Raw genomic sequence first — 15,623 nt, forward strand, 5'->3', positions numbered from 1 at the left:
TCCCCCGCGAGCGGGCGGTGCCCCCGGCGCCCGCCGCTAGCTACGGTTGCCGTACTCGACCCGGTTGAGCACTGACGACTGCGGATCGCCCCCGGGGAGTGGCGGTTTCGTGTCTTGCTGCACCATCAACGTGATCCCGAAGATCGCCGCCGCGCCGAGCAGCAGACCGACCACCACGCTCGCGGCGGCGGGCGCAATGATCCGGTTCATCGACGGCTCCTTACAGCATCTTCAGCATCTTCGAGAACTTGGCGGTGGCCTAGCGCCAACCTAGCAGAAGCCCGGTCGGCGCCCCGGAGCGCTGGTCAGGGCAGACAGTGCCCGTGAAAGCACCGGTCGCCGTATTGCACCAGCTGCGGTCCGAGGGGGCTCGGCTGGGCCGGACGGCCGCGCACGGGCGCCACGCCGTGATCGGCGACGGCCAGCGTGACGCCGACCGTCGTCGCCATCCCGACCGACAGACCCACCGCGATGCTGGCCGCGGCCAAGGTGAAACCCGTCATGGCTGGCTCCTTCTCGCCCCCCGCTAGCCCAGCTAGCACCTGCCCGGGAATGCCCGCGCGGCCGGACGAGGAAACCTCGCCGCCGCCCACACCCGGAGGTCCGGACCCCGCCGTGAAAACATGGCCCGATGTCATTTTCGCGCACCATGGCCGCGGCAGGGGCCGTGCTCGCCTCCGTGTCGGCATTGGTGTCGGGCTGCGCTCACCACGCGGGCCGGTCGCCCGGCCCGTCGACCTCGGTCAGCAGGCCGGCGGCCGCACCCGCCCCGCCGGCGTGCGGTGACCTCACCGCGCTGCCGGTCCGCGACAAGCTGGCCCAGCTGCTGATGGTGGGCGTGAAGAACGCCGACGACGCCCGCTCGGTGGTCGACGACTACCACGTCGGCGGCATTTTCATCGGCAGCTGGACGGACCTGTCCCTCCTCAAGGGCCCACTGGCCGACATCGCGGCGAAGGCCGGACCGCTCCCGCTCGCGGTCAGCGTCGACGAGGAGGGCGGGCGGGTGTCGCGGTTGCGGTCGCTGATCGGCGCGTCGCCGTCCCCCCGGGAGCTGGCCCAGACCCAGACCGTCGCCCAGGTGCATGACCTGGCCGCCGTGCGCGGCAAGAAGATGCGCGACCTGGGCATCACCATCGACTTCGCCCCCGTCGTCGACGTCACCGACGCCACCGACGGGGTGATCGGCGACCGATCCTTCGGGGGCGACCCCAACACGGTCACCGCCTACGCCGGGGCGTACGCGCAGGGCCTGCGCGACGCCGGCCTGCTGCCGGTGCTCAAGCACTTCCCCGGGCACGGGCACGGCTCGGGCGACTCGCACACCGGCGGCGTGGTGACGCCGCCCCTGAGCGACCTGCAGAACGTCGACCTGGTGCCGTACCGGACGCTGGTGACGGCGGCGCCGGTCGCGGTCATGCTCGGGCACCTGCAGGTCCCCGGACTGACGGGTGACGAGCCGGCGAGCCTGAGCGCCGCGGCGGTGCAGCTGCTGCGCAACGGCGTCGGCTACGGCGCTCCGCCGTTCAACGGCCCGGTGTTCACCGACGACCTGTCCAGCATGGGCGCCATCTCCGACCGGTATGGCGTCGCCGAGGCGGTCCTGCGCGCCCTGCAGGCGGGCACCGACGTCGCGCTGTGGGTCACCACCGACGAGGTGCCCGCGGTCCTGGACCGGCTGCAGAAGGCGGTGGCCGCCGGCGAACTGCCCGAGCAGCGCGTCGACGACGCGCTGGGGCGGGTGGCGACGATGAAGGGTCGCAGCCCCGCCTGCGGCCACTGAAGCGCACCAGTTGCTTACTCTGGAGTCAGATAGACGGGCTAGAGAGGCATGCGATGGCGGGTGGCACCAAGCGGTTACCGCGCGCTGTTCGCGAGCAACAGATGCTCGACGCCGCCGTGCAGATGTTCTCGGTCAACGGCTACCACGAGACCTCGATGGACGCCATCGCCGCCCAGGCGCAGATCTCCAAGCCGATGCTCTACCTGTACTACGGCTCCAAGGAGGACCTGTTCGGCGCCTGCCTGCACCGGGAGATGGCCCGGTTCATCGACGCGGTGCGCGCGGACATCGACTTCACGCAGAGCCCGAAAGACCTGCTGCGCAACACCATCGTGGCGTTCATGCGCTACATCGACGCCAACCGGGCGTCGTGGATCGTGATGTACACCCAGGCCACCAGTTCGCAGGCGTTCGCGCACATGGTGCGCGAGGGGCGTGAACAGATCATCGAGTTGGTCGCCGGGCTGGTGCGGGCCGGCAGTCGCGGCCCGCGCGCCGAGCGCGAGCACGAGATGATGGCCGTGGCGCTGGTGGGCGCGGGGGAGGCGATGGCCAACCAGCTCAGCACCGGCGACATCGACGCCGACGAGGCCGCCGAGCTGATGATCAACCTGTTCTGGCACGGGCTGCGGGGCGCGCCGGAGGAGCGGGAGGCCGCCGCTGCCGCGCTGCCGGAGAAGGGCGGGCCACGGGCCGCCGGGCGCTAACCCCTACATTCGTGAGGTGGCTCGACCGCCCGCCCGCCGCAACGTCGACTTTTTCTGTGCCGTCATCATCGTCGGGCTGCTGGCCGGGGTTGCCGGGCTGGCGACCACCACGGTGCTGCGCTTCGTCGAGCACCTGACCTACCACTACACCTTCGGCACGCTGCTGACCGGGATCACCGGGAGCAGTCCGGTCCGCCGCGCCCTGGGGCCGATGGTCGGCGGCGCGCTGGCGGGGCTCGGCTGGTGGGCGTTGCGGCGCGGCGCGGCCGTGCCGCCGCTCGCGGACACCATCGCCCGCCGCGAGCGGATACCGCGGCTGGCGTGGGGTGGCGACGCCCTATTGCAGGTGCTGCTGGTCGGCTCGGGCGCGTCCCTGGGCCGGGAGGGGGCACCCCGGCAGTTCGCCGCCGCCCTGGCCGACTGGGGCACCGCGTGGCTTCGACGGCTGACGGCCCGCGACCGCCAGATCCTGCTCGCGTGCGCGGCGGGCGCCGGGCTGGGTGCGGTCTACGCCGTCCCGGTGGCCGGCGCGCTGTTCTCCGCCCGGATCATGCTGACCAGCTGGCGTCCCCGCGCCCTGGGCGCCGCGCTGATCACGTCGAGCCTGGCCGTGGCCGTCTGCTCGGCCGCCACGCACGACGAACCGATCCTGGACTGGCCCAACGCGAACGTGTCCTTCGAGCTGACCGGCCAGGCGCTGATCTTGGCGCCGGTGGCGCTGGCGGTGGGATTGGCGTTCACCCGGCTGATGGCGGCGGCGCGACCGGCCAAGCAGCTGCGGACGTGGGTGCTGGTTCCCGCGCTCGGCGGCGCGGGCCTGGTGATGGGGATCTGTTCGCATTGGTGGCCCGAGCTGCCCGGTAACGGCCGCAGCATCCTGACCGTCGGCCTGAACAGCGGGCTGACGCTGTCCGCCGCGCTCGCGATCCTGGCGCTGAAACCCCTGCTGACCGCGCTGTTCCTGCGCGCCGGTGGGGCGGGTGGCATGCTCACCCCGTCGCTGGCCACCGGCGCGGCCGCGGGATCGGCGCTGGTGCTGGCGATGAACACGGTGGCCGGCACGCACCTCCACGGGCCGACGGTCTCGCTGGCGGGGGCCGCCGGCGTGCTGGCCGTGACGCAGGGCTCACCGATCTGGGCGGCGATCTTCGTCTGGGAGCTCGCCCGCCCGCCGCTGTGGTTGTTTTTCCTGTTCCTGGTGACCGCGACCGGCGCCCACGCGCTCAAAGTCGTTGCCACCGGCCGTGGCCCGACGCGCTCGGGCTGAAATTTCCTAGAGCGCCCGGACCGTGCCGGTCAGGTACGGGTAGCCCTTGGCGACGTTGCGCAGCGCGATGTCCCAGCCGCGATGGCTTTCGTCGATGTGGCTTTCGTCGATGTGGCTTTCGTCGATGTAGAGGCCGGCGGTGCCCGGCAGCACCAGCGGCTTGCCGAACCGCACCGAGTACTTCACCGCATCCGGGAAGCGGGCCTCGATGTTCGCCAACACCGCTGCGGCGCTGAACATTCCGTGCGCGATCACGGTCGGGAAGCCGAACAGCCTGGCCGCGACGGGGTTGGTGTGGATCGGGTTGTGGTCACCGCCGACCACGGCGTAGCGCCGGATCAGCCCGGGGCTGACGCGCAGGACGGTGCTGGGCGGCGGCAGCTTGGGCTGCTTCTGCGGCGGCGGCTTCGGCTCGTCGGACAGGCTGGTGCGCTGCTGGTGCAGGAAGGTCGTCACCTGGTGCCACGCGGTGTCCTGGAAATCGCCGCCGACGCTCACGTCGGTCACCAGGTCGACCAGCAGGCCCTTGCGGTGCTCGCGCAGGTTCTCCGCGTGCACGCGCACGCCGACGGTGTCGGTGACCGCGATCGGTCGGTGTTGCGTGATGTGGTTCTCGACGTGCACCGAACCCATTGCGGCGAAGGGGAAGTCGAACCCCGTCACCAGCGACATCATCGTGGGGAAGGTCAGCGCGAACGGATAGGTGAGCGGCACGTTGTTGCCGTAGCGCAGGCCGGTGACCGCCGCATACTCGGCCACGTTCGTGTGGTCGATGGGCAACTCCTCCACGGTCACCGTCCGCGTCGGAAGCTGGTTGCCCCTGGGCACCATCGGCAGGGCCCCGGCCGCCGCGCGCAGCATGTTCTTCAGGCCGCTTGGCTGGTTCATCGCGTTCTCCTCCTCGCGGCTACGCGCCCAGCATGGCCTGGCCGCAGACGCGGATGACGTTGCCCGTCACCGCGTTTGACGCCGGGCTGGCGAAGTAGGCGATGGTCTCCGCGACGTCGACGGGTTGGCCGCCCTGCAGCAGCGAGTTCATCCGGCGGCCGACCTCGCGGGTGGCCAACGGGATCGCGGCCGTCATCTGGGTTTCGATGAAGCCCGGCGCGACGGCGTTGATCGTGATGCCCTTGCCGTACAGCTCCGGGGCCAGCGCCTGGGTGAGGCCGATCATGCCGGCCTTGGTGGTGGCGTAGTTGGTCTGTCCCCGGTTGCCCGCGATGCCGGCCATCGAGGACAGCCCGATCACCCGGCCGCCCTCGCCGATGGTGCCGTTGCCCACCAGCCCCTCGGTAAGGCGAAGGGGGGCAAGGAGATTGACGGCCAGCACGGCGTCCCAGCGGGCGTCGTCCATGTTGGCCAGCAGCTTGTCGCGGGTGATGCCCGCGTTGTTCACCAGCACGTCGGCGTGGCCGCCGTGGTGTTCGCGCAGGTGCTCGGTGATCTTGTCGACGGCGTCGTCCGCGGTGACGTCGAGCCACAACGCGGTGCCCCCGACCCGGCTGGCCGTCTCGGCCAGCGACTCGGCGGCCGACTCGACGTCGATCGCGACGACGCGGGCGCCGTCGCGGGCGAACACCTCCGCGATCGTGGCACCGATCCCGCGGGCCGCGCCGGTCACGATCGCGACCTTGCCATCCAGCGGCCGGTCCCAGTCGGCCGGCGGCGTGGAGTCGGCCTCACCGACGTAGAACACCTGGCCGTCGACGTAGGCGGACTTCGCCGACAAGATGAACCGCATGGTCGATTCCAGGCCCGTCGCGGCGGGTTTGGCGTCGGGTGACAGGTACACCAGCGCCACCGTGCCGCCGTTGCGGAGCTCCTTGCCCAGCGAGCGGGTGAATCCCTCCAGCGCGCGCTGGGCGATCCGCTCGTGCGTGCCGGCGGCCGCGTCGGGCGTGGTGCCCACCACCGCGACGCGCGCCGAGTGTCCCAGGTTGCGCAGCAGCGGGGTGAAGAACTCGTACAAGCCCCGCAGCCCCTCCGGCGTCGTGATGCCGGTGGCGTCGAAGACCAGGCCGCCGAACTGGTCGGCCCAGCGGCCGCCCAGGTTGTTGCCCACCAGGTCGTAGTCCTTGGCCAGCGCTGCGCGCAGCGGCTCGACGACGCGCCCCTCGCCTCCGATCAGCAGGGACCCGGCCAGCGGCGGGTCGCCGGGCCGGTAGCGGCGCAACGTCTCGGGTTGCGGGACACCGAGCTGCTTGGCGAGAAACGATCCAGGACCGGAATTGACAATCTGGGAGAACAGATCGGACGAGACCTTGGGAGCCACCGGAGCTACCTTCCATGTGCTTTCTCAGTCGGGGTGTGCCTACAGCACAACCGTATCGGGGACGAACTTACTTCAGAGTAAGAACAGTGGGTAGTATGGCCCCAGACGGGCGATCCGGAAACCAATAGACGGCAGATACACGGAGAAGACAGTGGCCCCTGCAAGTTCTGAGGCAAGCAACCAGCGCGGCGCGCAGCGGCGGCGAGTGGCCGTGCTGGGCGGTAACCGCATCCCGTTCGCCCGGTCAGACGGCGCCTATGCCGAGGCGTCCAACCAGGACATGTTCACCGCCGCCCTGGGCGGGCTGGTGGACCGATTCGGCCTGGCCGGCGAGCGGCTGGGCGTGGTGGTCGGCGGCGCGGTGCTCAAGCACAGCCGCGACTTCAACCTGACGCGTGAGTGCGTGCTGGGCTCCGAGCTGTCGTCGTACACGCCGGCGTTCGACCTGCAACAGGCGTGCGGCACCGGCCTGCAGGCGGCCATCGCCGCGGCCGACGGCATCGCGTCCGGGCGCTACGAGGTGGCCGCGGCCGGCGGGGTGGACACCACCTCCGACCCGCCGATCGGCCTGGGCGACAACCTGCGCCGGACCCTGCTCAAGCTGCGCCGGTCCAAATCCAACGTGCAGCGGCTGCGGCTGGTGGGCACGCTGCCCGCGACCCTGGGCATCGAGATCCCGGTCAACAGCGAGCCGCGCACGGGGCTGTCCATGGGCGAGCACCAGGCGATCACCGCCAAGGAGATGGGCATCAAACGCGTCGACCAGGACGAGCTGGCCGCCGCGAGCCACCGCAACATGGCCGCCGCCTACGACCGCGGCTTCTTCGACGACCTGGTCACGCCGTTCCTCGGGCTCTACCGCGACGACAACCTGCGCCCGGACTCGTCGGCGGAGAAGCTGGCCAAGCTCAAGCCGGTGTTCGGTGTGAAGTCCGGGGACGCGACGATGACGGCCGGCAATTCGACGCCGCTGACCGACGGGGCGTCGGTTGCGCTGCTGGCCGGTGAGGAGTGGGCGGCCGCCCACTCGCTGACGCCGCTGGCCTTCCTGGTGGACTCGGAAACCGCCGCCGTCGACTACGTCAACGGCCGCGACGGCCTGCTGATGGCGCCCACCTATGCGGTGCCGCGGCTGCTGGCCCGCAACGGCCTGAGCCTGCAAGATTTTGATTTCTACGAGATCCACGAGGCGTTCGCCTCGGTGGTGCTGGCGCACCTGCAGGCGTGGGAGTCGGAGGAATACTGCAAGGAGCGGCTGGGCCTGGACGCCGCGCTGGGGTCGATCGACCGGTCCAAGCTGAACGTCAACGGCTCTTCGCTGGCCGCGGGCCACCCCTTCGCCGCTACCGGCGGACGGATTTTGGCCCAGGCGGCCAAGCAGCTCGCCCAGAAGAAGGCCGAGGGCAAGGGTGGCGCAGGCAGGCCGCTGCGCGCCCTGGTGTCCATCTGCGCCGCCGGTGGGCAAGGCGTGGCCGCGATCCTGGAGGCCTGATCGCGCGCGGGGTCGGACCCGTCTCATGACATCGGTCACAGCGGGTTAGCAATCCGGGCTGGCGGGTATCCGAATGCCCGGATGGCCCCGTGTTGTGGTCTGACCCCCCGACCCCGACGGCAATACGGGGCATCCCCGAAACGACCGCCGGTCAGCGCGGACGGGCGTACGAAAAGGGCCGCCGCTGGAGTGAGGGGATCCAGCGGCGGCCTTTTTGGTCCGCGGTGCCGTAAGTACATCTGCGCGTGAAGTCCAGAGACACGTGAGTACCGAAACAAAAGCCCCGCTCCTTTGCGGAAGCGGGGCTTTTGCTTTTGCCGGTCAGAAGGCGGCTTCGTCGAGTTCCATGATGTCGTTGTCCAGCGTCTCGATCACCTCGCGGGTGCTCGCCAGCAGCGGCAGGAAGTTCTTCGCGAAGAACGAGGCCACCGCGAGCTTGCCCTCGTAGAAGGACCGCTCCTCGCCGCTGGCGCCGGCGTCCAGCGCCTGCACGGCGACCGCGGCCTGCTGCTGAAGCAACCAACCGATGACCAGGTCGCCGACGCTCATCAGGAAGCGCACCGATCCCAGGCCCACCTTGTAGAGGCTGGTCACGTCCTCCTGCGCGGCCATCAGGTAGCCGGTCAGCGTGGCCGCCATCGCCTGGACGTCGGCCAGGGCCTTCGCCAGCAGCTCGCGCTCGGACTTCAGCCGGCCGTTGCCGGACTCGCTGTCCACGAACTTCTGGATCTCGCCCGACACGTGGGCCAGCGCCACACCCTTGTCGCGGATGATCTTCCGGAAGAAGAAGTCCTGCGCCTGGATGGCCGTGGTCCCCTCGTAGAGGGAGTCGATCTTGGCGTCCCGGATGTACTGCTCGATCGGGTAGTCCTGCAGGAAGCCGGACCCACCGAAGGTCTGCAGGCTCTCGGTGAGCTTGGCGTAGGCCTGCTCCGAGCCGACGCCCTTGACCACCGGCAGCATCAGGTCGTTGACCTTGACGGCCAGCTCGGCGTCCACGCCGTGCACCGCCTCGGCGACCGCGGCGTCCTGGTAGGTCGCGGTGTAGAGGTACAGCGCACGCAGACCCTCGGCGTAGGCCTTCTGGGTCATCAGCGAGCGGCGCACGTCGGGGTGGTGCGTGATGGTCACCCGCGGCGCGGTCTTGTCGGTCATCTGGGTCATGTCGGCGCCCTGCACGCGGGACTTCGCGTACTCCAGCGCGTTCAGGTAGCCGGTCGACAGCGTGGCGATGGCCTTGGTGCCGACCATCATGCGCGCCTGCTCGATGACCTCGAACATCTGCGCGATGCCGTTGTGCACCTCGCCGACCAGCCAGCCCTTGGCCGGCACGTCGTGCTGGCCGAAGGACAGCTCACAGGTGGCCGAAACCTTCAGGCCCATCTTGTGCTCGACGTTGGTGACGAAGACACCGTTGCGCTCGCCCAGTTCACCCGTCTCGAAGTCGAACAGGAACTTGGGCACGAAGAACAGCGACAGCCCCTTGGTGCCCGGGCCGGCGCCCTCGGGCCGCGCCAGCACCAAGTGGAAGATGTTCTCGAACAGGTCGCCGGAGTCGGCCGAGGTGATGAAGCGCTTGACGCCCTCGATGTGCCAGGAACCGTCGTCCTGTTTGATCGCCTTGGTCCGGCCGGCGCCGACGTCGGAACCGGCGTCCGGCTCGGTCAGCACCATGGTGGAGCCCCAGCCGCGCTCGGCGCAGATCACGGCCCACTTCTTCTGCTCCTCGGTACCGAGGTGGTAGAGGATGTTGGCGAAACCGGCGCCACCGCCGTACATCCACACGGCCGGGTTGGCGCCCAGCAAGTGCTCGTGCAGCGCCCATACCAGGGCCCGCGGCATCGGCATGCCGCCGAGGACCTCGTCGATGCCGACCTTGTCCCAGCCGGCCTCGGTGACGGCGCGGACGGACTTCTTGAACGACTCCGGCAGCGTCACCGAGTGGGTCTTCGGGTCGAAGACCGGCGGATTGCGGTCGCCCTCGACGAACGACTCGGCGATCGGCCCCTCGGCCAGCCGGCTGATCTCTGACAACATTTCGCGCGCGGTGTCGACGTCCAGATCGCTGTAGTCGCCGGCGCCGAAAGCCTTCTCAACGCCCAAGACCTCGAACAGGTTGAACACCTGGTCACGGACGTTGCTCTTGTAGTGGCTCACTACGGTTCCTCCTCGTTGAGAATGCCACTTGTGGTTGGGTACTACTTCTAAGTTACCCACCAGTAACACCGTTAAAATATCGCTCTCGGACAGTTCAACGCAAGTCAATGTGAGCTAGATTTCATCATCTAATTAACCAACCGGTTGGGCAGCGCACGCGACGCTTCTGAGCTGCGGCGATAATGAAGCGGAAGTTAAACTGTGGGATGCGTCACCACCCTGCCCGTGGTGGATCCGCGCACGTCGGCGGCCCAATTGCGGCGAGGGTTGCGCGCGGGCCGCGCACGGGATGGGCTTCTTCTGCCTGACCGGCCACGGCGCCCCCGCGGAGCTCTCCCGCAGGACGCTGGAGGCGTGCCCGAAGAACCACGCGGCGGGTGACCGACCCGACGGTCCGATCCTTTCCGCCTACGGTCGCAACGCCGGGAAGAGCAGGTTGCGCGCGCACCCGGATGTGGCTTCGGCGCACGGATATTCGGCAGGTAGGGTCGGGGACGAGAATCCCGTTCTCGGCTCAAGGGGCGAATGAATTCCGGTGAACTCGAACAAGAACCTGACACCGTCCACACTTCGTGAGGCCTTCGGCCATTTCCCTTCGGGGGTGGTGGCCATCGCCGCCGAGGTAGAGGGGACCCGGGAGGGGCTGGCGGCCAGCACCTTCGTCCCCGTCTCCCTGGATCCGCCGCTCGTGTCGTTCTGCGTGCAGAACACGTCGACGACGTGGCCCAAACTGAAGGATCTGCCCATGCTGGGCATCAGCGTGCTCGGCGAGGCGCACGACGAGGCGGCGCGGACCCTGGCCGCCAAGACCGGGGACCGGTTCGCCGGGCTTCAGACGGAGTCCCGGGACAGCGGCGCCGTCTTCATCAAGGGCACCGCCCTGTGGCTGGAAAGCGCGATCGAGCAGCTTATCCCGGCGGGGGACCACACCATCGTGGTGCTGCGGGTCAACGAGGTGACGGTGGACGCCGACGTCGCGCCGATCGTGTTTCACCGCAGCGTGTTCCGGCGCCTGGGCGTCTGAACGCGATCAGGGCCGGCGGCTGAGTTCCGCCCGGAAGCCCGCTATCCGCTGTTCGAGCTCGGCCGCATCGTCGTGGCGGCCTTCCTTGCGCGCAAGGTCGGCGCGGACGGACAACTCCCGGATCGCCGTTCGAATTTCGTTGATGCTGGTGGTTTCTCGCATATTTCCCACGCTGCCTTTCGGAGTTTGGGTTGATATGCGGGTACCCGGCGCACCGGGAGGGCTAACGCTAGGTCAGCGCCGGAACAGCTTGTTGCCCAGCCACACCACCGGGTCGTACTTGCGGTCGGCGACCCGCTCTTTCATCGGGATCAGCGCGTTGTCGGTGATCTTGATGTTTTCGGGGCAGACCTCGGTGCAGCACTTGGTGATGTTGCAGTAGCCCAGGCCGTGTTGTTCCTGCGCCTGGTCGCGCCGGTCCATCGTGTCCAGGGGGTGCATCTCGAGTTCGGCGATCCGCATCAGGAAGCGCGGCCCGGCGAACGCCTTCTTGTTCTCCTCGTGGTCGCGGACCACGTGGCACACGTTCTGGCACAGGAAGCACTCGATGCACTTACGGAATTCCTGCGAGCGCTGCACGTCCTCCTGAGCCATCCGGTACTCCCCGGGCTGCAGGTCCTTGGGCGGGGCGAAGGCGGGGATCTCGCGGGCCTTCTCGTAGTTGAAGGACACGTCGGTGACCAGGTCGCGGATCACCGGGAAGGTCCGCAGCGGCGTCACCGTCACCACTTCGTCCTCGGCGAAGGTGGACATCCGGGTCATGCACAGCAACCGCGGCACCCCGTTGATCTCCGCGGAACAGGAGCCGCACTTGCCGGCCTTGCAGTTCCACCGCACCGCGAGGTCGGGCGTCTGGGTCTGCTGCAGGCGATGGATGATGTCGAGCACCACCTCGCCCTCGTTGACCTCCACCGTGAAGTCCTGCAGCGCGCCGTCGGCATCGTCGCCGCGCCACACGCGCATGCTCGCGTTGTAGGTCATCAGCCTCTCCGTCCCGGATGCTCGGCCAGTTCGTCGTCGGTGTAGTACTTCTCCAGCTCGGAGATCTCGAAGAGCTCCAGCAGGTCGGGCCGCATCGGCACCTGGTCCTTGCGGGTGATGCTGATGTCCGGGATCACCTCGTCGCCCCCGGCGGCCTGGCAGACCAGCAGCACCTTGCGCCACCCGGAGTCCATCGCCGGATGGTCGTCGCGGGTGTGGCCGCCGCGGCTCTCGGTACGCTCCAGCGCGGCCTTGGCCACGCATTCGCTGACCAGCAGCATGTTGCGCAGGTCGATGGCGAGGTTCCAGCCCGGGTTGTAGTGGCGGCCGCCCTCCACGTGCATGTTCTTGAACCGCTCGCGCAGCTTGTCCAGCCGGGTGAGGGCCTCCGCGACCTCGTCGGCCTTGCGGATGATGCCGACGAGGTCGTTCATCGACTGCTGCAGCTCGAGCTGCAGCGTGTACGGGTTCTCCGGGGCGCCGTTGGCCGGCCCGTCGAACGGGGACAGCGCCCGCTTCGCCGCGGTCTCGACGGCGTCGGCCGAGATGGTCGGGCGGCTGCTGAGCGCACGGACGTAGTCGGCCGCGCCCAGTCCGGCCCGCCGGCCGAAGACCAGCAGGTCCGACAGCGAGTTACCGCCCAGCCGGTTGGAGCCGTGCATGCCGCCGGAGCACTCGCCCGCGGCGAACAACCCGGGGACGGTGGCCGCGCCGGTGTCGGCGTCCACCTCGACCCCGCCCATCACGTAGTGACAGGTGGGCCCGACCTCCATCGGCTCCTTGGTGATGTCGACCCCGGCCAGCTCCTTGAACTGGTGGTACATCGACGGCAGGCGCCGCTTGATCTCCTCGGGCGTCAACCGGGACGCGATGTCGAGGAAGACGCCGCCGTGCGGGCTGCCGCGGCCCGCCTTGACCTCCGAGTTGATCGCGCGCGCTACCTCGTCGCGGGGCAGCAGGTCGGGCGTGCGGCGGGCCGAGTCGTTGTCCTTGAGCCACTGGTCGGCTTCTTGCTCGGTCTCGGCGTACTGCCCCTTGAACACCGGCGGGATGTAGTCGAACATGAACCGCTTGCCGTCGGAGTTCTTCAGCACACCGCCGTCGCCGCGGACACCCTCGGTGACGAGGATGCCCTTCACGCTGGGCGGCCACACCATGCCGGTCGGGTGGAACTGGACGAATTCCATGTTGATCAGCGACGCGCCCGCCCGCAGGGCGAGCGCGTGCCCGTCGCCGGTGTACTCCCATGAGTTCGAGGTGACCTTGAACGACTTTCCGATCCCGCCGGTGGCGAGCACCACCGCGGGCGCCTCGAACAGCACGAACTGGCCCGTCTCGCGCCAGTAGCCGAAGGCTCCGGCGATCGCGTCTCCGTCCTTGAGCAGTTCGGTGATGGTGCACTCGGCGAACACCTTGATGCGCGCCTCGTAGTCGCCCTGTTCGGCGTAGTCCTCCTGCTGCAGCGAGACGATCTTCTGCTGCATCGTGCGGATCAGCTCCAGGCCGGTGCGGTCGCCGACGTGCGCCAGCCGGGGGTAGGTGTGCCCGCCGAAGTTGCGCTGGCTGATCTTGCCGTCCTTGAGGCGATCGAACAGGGCGCCATAGGTTTCCAGCTCCCAGACGCGGTCGGGCGCCTCTTTGGCGTGCAGTTCGGCCATCCGCCAGTTGTTGAGGAACTTCCCACCGCGCATCGTGTCGCCGAAGTGGGTCTCCCAGTTGTCCTTCGGGTTGGTGTTGCCCATCGACGCGGCGCAGCCGCCCTCGGCCATCACCGTGTGGGCCTTGCCGAAGAGGGACTTGCACACCACCGCGACCTTGAGGCCGCGTTCCCGCGCCTCGATGACCGCACGGAGCCCCGCGCCGCCGGCGCCGATGACGACTACGTCGTAGGCATGCCGCTCGACCTCAACCATGAAACCCTCGCTAGCTAAGTTCTGACTATTTTCAAAAGGCGTTTCAGCCAACAAATCTCAGGTCACTGATGGTGCCGCTGGCCACCAGGGCGATGTAGAAATCGGTGAGCATCAGGGTGCCCAATGTGACCCACGCGTACAGCTTGTGCCGGGTGTTGATGTGGCTGACCTGGGTCCAGATCCAGTACCGCACCGGGTGCTTGGAGAAGTGCTTGAGCCGCCCGCCGGTCACGTGCCGGCACGAGTGGCAGGACAGCGTGTAGACCCACAGCATCACGACGTTGCCCACCATGATCAGGTTGCCCAGGCCGAACCCGAAGCCGTGCGGGCCGGAGTCGGAGTGGAATCCGATGATCGCGTCGTAGGTGTTGATCACCGAGATGATGCCGGCGATGTAGAAGAAGTACCGGTGGCTGTTCTGGATGATCAGCGGGAACCTGGTCTCGCCGGTGTAGTGGACTCGCGGTTCGGCGACCGCGCAGGCGCTGGGCGACTGCCACACCGTGCGGTAGTAGGCGCCGCGGTAGTAGTAGCACGTCAGCCGGAACAGCAGCAGGAACGGCAGCGTCAGCGCCGCGTACGGCAGCCACCACACGTTCGGCAGGATCTGCGGCCAGAAGTCGTGGGCCTCCCCGCAGGCGGTGCTCACGCAGGGGGAGTAGAACGGCGTCAGGTAGTGGTACTGCGGGACGAAGAAGTAGTTCTGCTGGAACGCGCGGAACGTCGCGTAGATGAGGAACGCGGCGAAACCCAGGTCGATCCGCAGCGGCGACATCCACCACCGGTCGGTGCGTAGGGTCCGCTGCGGGATGCGGGCGCGCGCGGGTGAAAAGACACCTGACGCAGGACGGTTCGCCGTGGGTGCGCTCATCTAGTGTTCCTCTTCGAACGGGCTGTTGGTCGAAGGGTACACAGAGAGCACCCCCTCGCTTCCGGGGGGCTTGGTTGTGCGGACCTTGTTGTCAGGACCTGCTGTGACCGCCGACACCCTCGTCGTCGACATCGCGCCAGAACTCGCTGTCGTACTGGGTGTCGGGGATGACGACCTTCTCGCCGGACTGCTGCACGGTGGCGCGCGACAGGTCGAGCTCGGACACGTCGGTGTCCAGCATCTCGACGTCGGAGAGGATCCGGTCGGCGTCGATGACGATGCGCCGCATCGCCGGGCTGTCGCCGTAGCGACTCTTCAGGGAGCCCACGCACCGCCGCAGGCCGCCGATCAGGTCGTGCAGTTCGGCGAGTTCAGTCGTGGTGCTCAACGGATCTCCTCGGGCAGACGGTGTTACGGATCACAGTACGCTTCTGAATACTATCCACCGCACAGCCCGCTGTCAGACGGATCGCGTCAGACGACCGCGGACCGCGCCACCGGGCCGCGCCGACCGTCGAGGGCGGGGATCGCGGCGGCGGACGGAATGCCCTGTCCCACAGGTGCATCCGGCGGGGCTGGCTGGCCCCGCCGGATGGCGACCACCCGTTACTTGGTGATTGCGATGCGCTGGGCCCGGCTTCCGGCGTACGCGCCGGTCACCCGCACCGTCAGCACGCCCGCATCGTAGGAGGCCGTGATCGCGTCCCCGGTGACGTGAGCGGGCAGCTGGAACGACCGGCGGAAGGACCCGTACCGGATCTCGCGCAGGGTGCGCCCCTCTTTTTCCTCGGCGTGCTCGTCGCGGTGTTCGCCGTGGATCACCAGCCGGCCACGGTCGACCTCGACGTTGACGTCCTTTTCGACGTCCACGCCGGGGAGCTCGACGCGTACGATCGCGTCGACGCCGTCCTTGACGATCTCCGCCGCGGGGTTAAAACCCGTGCTAGCCGGCTTGACCCAGTCCGTCGCGGCGGCGGGGCCGAAGAAGTCGCGCAACCACCGGTCGGTGTCCCAGGCCGGCCGCGGCCACAATGCGAGGTTACTCATGGGGATCTCCTTGCACTTCCTTGAGCTTTGTTGTGGATTTGCTGTGTCCGGCGCCCTTCCGGCCGGCTGTAAGGGAAAACATGAGTCGACCACGCTTAAGTTCCACCTA

At 68.6% G+C, this 15,623-nt stretch carries 16 protein-coding genes; 5 read left to right on the forward strand and 11 right to left on the reverse strand.

Features of this window, described 5'->3' with window-relative positions; genetic code table 11:
- Window positions 1-36: 36 nt before the first annotated feature.
- The gene (locus BST44_RS17715) at window positions 37-210 is read right to left on the reverse strand and encodes a DUF2613 domain-containing protein (RefSeq protein WP_065443914.1); all 174 of its coding nucleotides are present in this window, start codon (window positions 208-210) and stop codon (window positions 37-39) included.
- A 95-nt stretch (window positions 211-305) separates the two neighbouring features.
- Entirely contained in the window at window positions 306-503 is a 198-nt protein-coding gene (locus BST44_RS17720; protein ID WP_065443883.1) for a DUF2613 family protein, read from the reverse strand.
- A 128-nt stretch (window positions 504-631) separates the two neighbouring features.
- Between BST44_RS17720 and BST44_RS17725 the strand changes: the two genes are divergently transcribed.
- Genes BST44_RS17725 through BST44_RS17735 form a run of 3 tightly spaced genes read left to right on the forward strand, consistent with a single transcriptional unit; the run spans window position 632 to window position 3,757 of the window.
- Window positions 632-1,783 carry a glycoside hydrolase family 3 N-terminal domain-containing protein gene (locus BST44_RS17725; RefSeq protein ID WP_083178412.1) on the forward strand — a complete coding sequence of 384 codons (1,152 nt, stop codon included), beginning with the start codon at window positions 632-634 and terminating at the stop codon, window positions 1,781-1,783.
- Between the two features lie 53 nt (window positions 1,784-1,836).
- On the forward strand, window positions 1,837-2,490 hold the full coding sequence (locus tag BST44_RS17730; protein WP_083178413.1) for a TetR/AcrR family transcriptional regulator: 654 nt from the start codon (window positions 1,837-1,839) through the stop codon (window positions 2,488-2,490).
- Between the two features lie 16 nt (window positions 2,491-2,506).
- Complete coding sequence (locus BST44_RS17735; protein ID WP_083178414.1) at window positions 2,507-3,757, forward strand: chloride channel protein; 1,251 nt, start codon at window positions 2,507-2,509, stop codon at window positions 3,755-3,757.
- A 6-nt stretch (window positions 3,758-3,763) separates the two neighbouring features.
- Here the strand turns inward: BST44_RS17735 and BST44_RS17740 are convergent, their stop codons facing one another.
- Window positions 3,764-4,645, reverse strand: a complete 882-nt coding sequence (locus BST44_RS17740) for a MaoC/PaaZ C-terminal domain-containing protein (RefSeq protein ID WP_083178415.1) — start codon at window positions 4,643-4,645, stop codon at window positions 3,764-3,766.
- Window positions 4,646-4,664: 19 nt separating this feature from the next.
- Window positions 4,665-6,029, reverse strand: coding sequence for a 3-oxoacyl-ACP reductase (locus tag BST44_RS17745; protein WP_083178416.1), 1,365 nt, complete (start codon window positions 6,027-6,029; stop codon window positions 4,665-4,667).
- A 151-nt stretch (window positions 6,030-6,180) separates the two neighbouring features.
- Here BST44_RS17745 and BST44_RS17750 point away from each other — a divergent pair, with 151 nt between their 5' ends.
- Entirely contained in the window at window positions 6,181-7,521 is a 1,341-nt protein-coding gene (locus BST44_RS17750; RefSeq protein WP_083178417.1) for an acetyl-CoA C-acetyltransferase, read from the forward strand.
- A gap of 321 nt (window positions 7,522-7,842) precedes the next feature.
- Here BST44_RS17750 and BST44_RS17755 read toward each other — a convergent pair whose 3' ends face one another.
- Window positions 7,843-9,678 carry an acyl-CoA dehydrogenase gene (locus tag BST44_RS17755; RefSeq protein WP_083178418.1) on the reverse strand — a complete coding sequence of 612 codons (1,836 nt, stop codon included), beginning with the start codon at window positions 9,676-9,678 and terminating at the stop codon, window positions 7,843-7,845.
- 535 nt (window positions 9,679-10,213) lie between these two features.
- Between BST44_RS17755 and BST44_RS17765 the strand changes: the two genes are divergently transcribed.
- Complete coding sequence (locus BST44_RS17765) at window positions 10,214-10,702, forward strand: flavin reductase family protein (RefSeq protein ID WP_083178420.1); 489 nt, start codon at window positions 10,214-10,216, stop codon at window positions 10,700-10,702.
- Between the two features lie 6 nt (window positions 10,703-10,708).
- On the opposite strand, the gene BST44_RS30450 is transcribed toward BST44_RS17765, so the two are convergent.
- From BST44_RS30450 to BST44_RS17790, 6 genes are all read right to left on the reverse strand, one after another.
- Complete coding sequence (locus tag BST44_RS30450) at window positions 10,709-10,864, reverse strand: hypothetical protein (protein WP_167380221.1); 156 nt, start codon at window positions 10,862-10,864, stop codon at window positions 10,709-10,711.
- Between the two features lie 72 nt (window positions 10,865-10,936).
- Entirely contained in the window at window positions 10,937-11,683 is a 747-nt protein-coding gene (locus BST44_RS17770; RefSeq protein WP_083178421.1) for a succinate dehydrogenase/fumarate reductase iron-sulfur subunit, read from the reverse strand.
- The gene (locus tag BST44_RS17775) at window positions 11,683-13,596 is read right to left on the reverse strand and encodes a fumarate reductase/succinate dehydrogenase flavoprotein subunit (protein WP_083178422.1); all 1,914 of its coding nucleotides are present in this window, start codon (window positions 13,594-13,596) and stop codon (window positions 11,683-11,685) included. The genes BST44_RS17770 and BST44_RS17775 overlap by 1 nt, the downstream gene beginning before the upstream one ends.
- 43 nt (window positions 13,597-13,639) lie before the next feature.
- Window positions 13,640-14,467 (reverse strand): succinate dehydrogenase subunit SdhC, encoded by an 828-nt coding sequence (gene sdhC / locus BST44_RS17780; protein WP_083178423.1) that lies wholly within the window; start codon window positions 14,465-14,467, stop codon window positions 13,640-13,642.
- Between the two features lie 91 nt (window positions 14,468-14,558).
- Window positions 14,559-14,855, reverse strand: a complete 297-nt coding sequence (locus BST44_RS17785) for an Rv0250c family protein (protein WP_083178424.1) — start codon at window positions 14,853-14,855, stop codon at window positions 14,559-14,561.
- A 218-nt stretch (window positions 14,856-15,073) separates the two neighbouring features.
- Window positions 15,074-15,514 carry an Hsp20/alpha crystallin family protein gene (locus BST44_RS17790; protein WP_083178425.1) on the reverse strand — a complete coding sequence of 147 codons (441 nt, stop codon included), beginning with the start codon at window positions 15,512-15,514 and terminating at the stop codon, window positions 15,074-15,076.
- Between the last annotated feature and the right edge of the window lie 109 nt (window positions 15,515-15,623).

It is taken from the genome of Mycobacterium scrofulaceum (assembly GCF_002086735.1).
In the GTDB taxonomy this organism is placed as follows: domain Bacteria; phylum Actinomycetota; class Actinomycetes; order Mycobacteriales; family Mycobacteriaceae; genus Mycobacterium; species Mycobacterium scrofulaceum.

Coding starts and splice junctions, on each gene's coding strand:
- sdhC (WP_083178423.1), bottom strand. CDS start 14,467: ATGAGCGCACCCACGGCGAACCGTCCTGCGTCAGGTGTCTTTTCACCC.
- BST44_RS30450 (WP_167380221.1), bottom strand. CDS start 10,864: ATGCGAGAAACCACCAGCATCAACGAAATTCGAACGGCGATCCGGGAG.
- BST44_RS17790 (WP_083178425.1), bottom strand. CDS start 15,514: ATGAGTAACCTCGCATTGTGGCCGCGGCCGGCCTGGGACACCGACCGG.
- BST44_RS17725 (WP_083178412.1), top strand. CDS start 632: ATGTCATTTTCGCGCACCATGGCCGCGGCAGGGGCCGTGCTCGCCTCC.
- BST44_RS17720 (WP_065443883.1), bottom strand. CDS start 503: ATGACGGGTTTCACCTTGGCCGCGGCCAGCATCGCGGTGGGTCTGTCG.
- BST44_RS17740 (WP_083178415.1), bottom strand. CDS start 4,645: ATGAACCAGCCAAGCGGCCTGAAGAACATGCTGCGCGCGGCGGCCGGG.
- BST44_RS17715 (WP_065443914.1), bottom strand. CDS start 210: ATGAACCGGATCATTGCGCCCGCCGCCGCGAGCGTGGTGGTCGGTCTG.
- BST44_RS17770 (WP_083178421.1), bottom strand. CDS start 11,683: ATGACCTACAACGCGAGCATGCGCGTGTGGCGCGGCGACGATGCCGAC.
- BST44_RS17775 (WP_083178422.1), bottom strand. CDS start 13,596: ATGGTTGAGGTCGAGCGGCATGCCTACGACGTAGTCGTCATCGGCGCC.
- BST44_RS17730 (WP_083178413.1), top strand. CDS start 1,837: ATGGCGGGTGGCACCAAGCGGTTACCGCGCGCTGTTCGCGAGCAACAG.